Source organism: Defluviitoga sp., assembly GCF_035349255.1.
Taxonomy (GTDB): Bacteria; Thermotogota; Thermotogae; order Petrotogales; family Petrotogaceae; genus Defluviitoga.
The window spans coordinates 1-5,627 of the sequence record NZ_DAOPSE010000056.1 but is presented as its reverse complement, the minus strand read 5'-3'; the positions used below and the strand labels follow the sequence as shown (position 1 = coordinate 5,627).

4 protein-coding genes are annotated in these 5,627 nt (G+C 29.8%); all 4 read left to right on the top strand.

Annotated elements, in window-relative coordinates; all coding sequences use genetic code 11:
* The first annotated feature begins 483 nt into the window (after positions 1–483).
* Positions 484–1,842, top strand: a complete 1,359-nt coding sequence (locus PKN74_RS07745) for a T9SS type A sorting domain-containing protein (protein ID WP_472310200.1) — start codon at positions 484–486, stop codon at positions 1,840–1,842.
* 268 nt (positions 1,843–2,110) lie between these two features.
* Positions 2,111–2,578: a hypothetical protein gene (locus PKN74_RS07740; protein WP_472310198.1), complete on the top strand. Its 468-nt coding sequence runs from the start codon at positions 2,111–2,113 to the stop codon at positions 2,576–2,578.
* Positions 2,579–2,590: 12 nt separating this feature from the next.
* A complete protein-coding gene (locus PKN74_RS07735) occupies positions 2,591–3,553 on the top strand; it encodes a hypothetical protein (protein WP_472310196.1) in 963 nt (320 codons plus the stop codon).
* Between the two features lie 39 nt (positions 3,554–3,592).
* The coding region (locus PKN74_RS07730) for a hypothetical protein (protein ID WP_472310194.1) at positions 3,593–5,627 on the top strand (2,035 nt) is incomplete at its 3' end.

Here is a 5,627-nt window from a genome sequence, read left to right as displayed (position 1 = left end):
TAGTAAGCTCTAGCAATACCGCATTGGGAAATGATTTGTAATAAAACAAGCAAGCAGCGTTAGGCAGAAGGGTTTACACTGTTTGAGCAAGCTAAAGCTTGCGAGTTTGTAAACCCATAGAGGTAATTGCGTAGTTTTATCAAATCATTTCCCCTGCGGAGACTTTTCTTTTGTTACTTTTCTTTGTGTGGTTGACAAAGAAAAGTAAATTATATAGAAATTTATTCAAAATCAATTATATTCTTTAGAAATATAGCTAATACCGAGAATAAACCAGTAATAATTTAGTTGTTAATTAAACATCTAATTTGCAAAATTAATTAAAACTTAAAAATTATGAAAAATAATTATAAAAAAAATTTGGTTATTTGAATTTTTTTTTGTAAATTTGTATTTTAACTTTAAAAATATAAAAATATGAAAACAAAAAGTATTTTACTCGTTTTTCTTTTACTCTTAACGCAGTCTGTGGTTGCACAAATAATGTTTCAACGTAATTATGGAGGTGCAGCAGATGATTTTGGCTGCAAAGTTATACAGACCGATGACGGTGGTTATCTTGTTGCTGCTATTACTGAAAGTTACGGAGCAGGGTATAGAGATATTTTTCTTATTCGAACCAATGAATTTGGAGATACTTTGTGGACAAAAACAATTGGTGGCTTACACGATGATCAACCCAATGCCATGAAAAAAACTAGCGATAATAATTATATTATTGCCGGATCAACATCCAGCTTTGGAGCAGGCAACAGTGATGTATATTTGCTCAAAGTGGATCAAAATGGAGATACTATCTGGACAAAAACTTATGGTGGTAGTATGGACGATCAGGCTCATGATGTTATTCAGACATCAGATGGCGGATATTTAGTTGTTGGTAGCACTACGAGTTTTACATCAGGATTTAGCAGTGTTTATGCCATCAGAACTGATAGTAATGGAGATACTATATGGACAAAAACATACGAAGAAAAATATTCCAATGTAGGTTGTTCAGTTGTTCAATTATCTGATGGAGGTTTCTTTTTTTGTGGTTCAACACGAGAATATGCTTCGAGTGGTACAGCGGATTGTTATTTTATTAGAACAAATTCACAAGGTGATACTCTTTGGACAAAGACCTATGGAGGGAATAATTATGATGGTGCATTTTATGCGTATGATGCAGGTAATGGCATTATTATTTCAGGTACAACCAAAAGTTTTGGTGCAGGTGGGAATGATATTTTTTTAGGATTATTCAATTATAACGGAGATAATTTATGGATAAAAACCTATGGTGGAATGAATAGTGATTACGGTGGAGCGTTTGCACGTACCAATGATAATGGCTATATCATTACTGGTTATACTAAAAGCTTTGGAGGGGGAGATCAAAGTATGTATTTAATAAAAACAGATAATAATGGCGACACACTATGGACAAGAACATTTGGACAAATAGGAGGATGGGGAGGATGCGTACAACAAACATCAGATAATGGCTATATTATTTCAGGAAATATAAGCTGGTATGGTAAAGGAATTGATGTGTATTTGGTAAAAACAAATTCTGATGGTATATCTGGTTTTCATCAGATAATTAAACCAGATTCAACATTTAATGTCTTTCCTAATCCAAATAATGGTACATTTACTATTCAGTTGGATAAAGCGCATTCTAATGTGTCTATTTACATTTATGATTTAATGGGAAGGATAGTGTATTCAAAGAATGGTTTGTTTGATCAATTAAACACTGAGGTAATTAAACTTCCTGATGTTTCTGACGGTTTATATTATTTACATCTTTCAAGTGAAAACATAAATGCTTTTGAAAAAATAATAATTAAAAAATAATTGATTTAGCCGATGAGCCAATAGGTTTATATTACCTAATTATAAGGGATAATAATAAAATTATAAAAACGGAAAAATTAATAAAACTTTAATCTAATAAATTATGAAAATAATTATAAAAAAAAATTTGGTTATTTAAATTTTTTTTTGTATCTTTGTTTTCTAATTTTAAAAATATAAAAATATGAAAGTAACAAAAATATTATTCTTAATTCTTGCAATCATTTGTTGCTTAGCTTCTAGTTGCAAAAAAAGACCGACTTATTACATGCCAAAGGAATTTAAAGATTATGTGGATTTCCCTGTTGGCTCTTATTGGATTTATGAAGATTCTGTATCTGGTATAAAGGATAGTATATACCTATATGGAAGAAATTTGACAATTTACGAATGTGAACATAATTATTGTAACTATGAAAAATTAGAGCAAAATTTTTATTCTTCATATAATAATCATTTACGAGCACAAAGTTGGTTAATATCAGACGATACATCATTTTACGTATATAGTGGATATGGATATTATGCGATGAGAAAAAATTGTAATGTTGAATATATTATAAATTATGATTCAATTAAAATTCTAGATGAATGGTATAAAAATGTATATTGTATATATAATTATGCAAATGATAAAACTTATTATTATTGGGTAAAACATATTGGTTTAATAAAAAAAGAAAATGTAGATTCTTCTGAAAATTGGCTTTTAAAATCGTATCATATAAATAATTAAAACATAAAAATTATGAAAAAAATAACATTTTTAATTATTATTCAATTGTTTACAATTCAAATAACATATCTTTATGCTATAGAAACTAATCCTGCATATGGAGAAGTAATCAGCGAAGAATATAATATTGTAAATGGCACATTTAATTTTACAATTGAATACAAATTTATTGATACTGTTACATTTGCTTATGATAAAAGTACACAATTTATTTTACCTGATGGGTGGAGTGCTAATATAGCACCCGTAATAAAAGGCAATGTATATTATCCTGAAGATACAATACTACTCACAGTTACAGTAAATTATCCTGTTAATAATTTGCCATTTTATCCAAAAAAAATTAGTATTATTCAATTTGTTACATCTGATAATACTATTGAAAAAGAAATCTCAACATCTGCAATGGTTTATTTTACTCCATATAATACTATAGAGATATGGAATTTACAAGATTTTCAGAATTTACCGAGACGTTGGTTTACTCCTATAGAAAATCCTGATACAACACGTATCTATATAGACCCTAGTAATATTCCCGAATCAAATATTGATACAAGTGTTTATATTAATTGGGAAATAGGAGATTGGGAAGATGACTGGCAGGATGAATACAGAGAAGTAAAAATGCAAGGTTTGTCTTATGCTGTCTTAATGAAACCCGTACCTCCAGATTCTGTGGATTATTATAAAAGCATTGGAGATGGACCTGATTCAACAAATATATCGGGTGAAAAAAGTAAAATTTTCACAGGTGTTGTTTATGGTCATTTATATACAAAAATTAATAATGATTTAGGCAATCCCGCTTTAGTGGCATTAACAGGAATAAAAGTAAAATTAATGGATCAGGATGCATTATGGGCAGAAACTATTGAAACAACATATACAGATAATCATGGGTATTTTGAAATACATTATTCTACAAATCAAATATTTGAGGGAGAAAAGATGGAACTTTTTCTTCGTTTTTAATCAAGAACAAATAGCGACTATCAAATACATTCAACTAATTTGATTGGAAGTAATTATAAAGTTAATTCAGAGCAAATATCGGTACCACAAAATGCAGGGTGGAATCAAATAGAAACAATATTAGCTTATGATGAAAGTAATTATTACGATGCTTTTAGAACAGTACACTGGGCTAATAATGGTTTTCGCTATTTTGAAGCAGAAAATAGACCGTTAGGAAAAAGATTAACAATTCATATTAATATGGATGTAATACCCTTTATAACAGGAAGTTTTTACATGTTAGGAAATATTTTTTTAACAGATCATGCTGGAGATAAAGAAAATACACCCTATCACGAATTTGGCCATTATACAATGTATAAATTACAAAGTAATAATTTTACATATCCTTATGGGGAAAATGGATGTGCTGATCATAGATGGGATAAAGAAAACACGAGCAGTCTTGCATGGGTTGAAGGTTGGGCTGATGCAATTCAAATGATTCTTGATGCTGCTTATTGGCAAGAAGATCGGGAATATGGTTTAGATGAAGGTTCTGATTTACCTTATTTTGAAAGTAGAAGTCATAATCATTCATGGCCTAATTCATCGAATATAAATAATGGTTTTCGTTCAGAATATTATATTGCCTGTGCAATTTATGATTTATGGGATGGTGCTGGAAAAGGGCTGCCCAATACTATCCCTGGTTTTAGTAATCATGGTTGGAATGACAGTGGTCAAGGAATATATGGATGGAAATCAGAAGATGATATTGAATTAAGTTTTTATAATATTTGCAAGCCATTAGTTGACCATCCAACAGGTATGCAAGGCTATATAGCAGGTGATAAATGCATGAATATACATGATTATTACAGGTACTTAGTAGATAATATAAGTGATTGTGATCTTAAAGCAGATATTAGCAGGGTATTCAGAGAAAACAGAATACAATGGAATATAGCAGAATATGAATGGACATGGAATGTAACAAATTTATCTTCCGATTTTATTAGACAAACTGAGATAAAAGATGAAAGTGGTTATATAATATTAGGAGGTGTCCTTAATAGCAGAAACTGGACAGATAATTATTTAGTAAATTTTTATAATAAAAATAGTTTCAATGAATTTCGTTATTCAGCATATTCTACACAAGATTTAATAATAAGTGATAATTTATGGTTAGGAATTTGGGATACTTATTCAAATGTTTATAAAAGATCAGATTTATATTTAAATGATGCCGTGAGATACGATTATTTGGGAAATCCATCTGAAATACACGGAAATTATAAAACTTGCGGAGGTATTGAAATAGATTTGAAATATGGAAAACTTGAATTAGGCGGAGGTGGAAAAGTAAATACAACAGCAGATTTAATAATTACTGACAAATCATTATTACGTTTTAGAACTAATAGTAATTTGAATATCTTGACTGGATCTAGTATCATCATTAAAGAAGGAGGTACAATTTATATTGAAAACAATGCAGATATAGTACTACACGACAATTCAAAAATAATAGTAGAACCCGGCGGTTATATTTGTATAGAAGAAGGAGCAGTAATCAATCTTGAAGGACCAAATAGCATTATTGAATTACAACCAGGCGCTTTATCAGGTTTAAATCCTGCATTAAATATTACACCTTCACCAATTTGTATAAATCCCAAAGACGTTGATATAATCGGACAAGGGCAAATTATTTATATCTGCGAAGATTTTGCTGATTATACACATTATGACGAAACTATTGTTAATTATAGTGATATTTGGAATACAAAAGTATATCTTTTCAAAGAAAATTTAATAATAACTAATAATTCTGAACTAACAATAAATAACTCAGAATTGCAATTTGCAAAAGCAAAAAAAATAATTGTTGAACCAGGATCAAAATTAATTCTTAATAATACAAAAGTAACTAATCTAGAACAATGTGGTACTATGTGGGAGGGCATAGAAGTCTGGGGCAACAGAGACTTACCTCAATATCCGGAAAGCAATCAGGGCGTAGTGGAATTAAAAAATGGTGCTACCATAGAAAACGCCCGCTGTGCCATTACCACCTGCCAAAAAG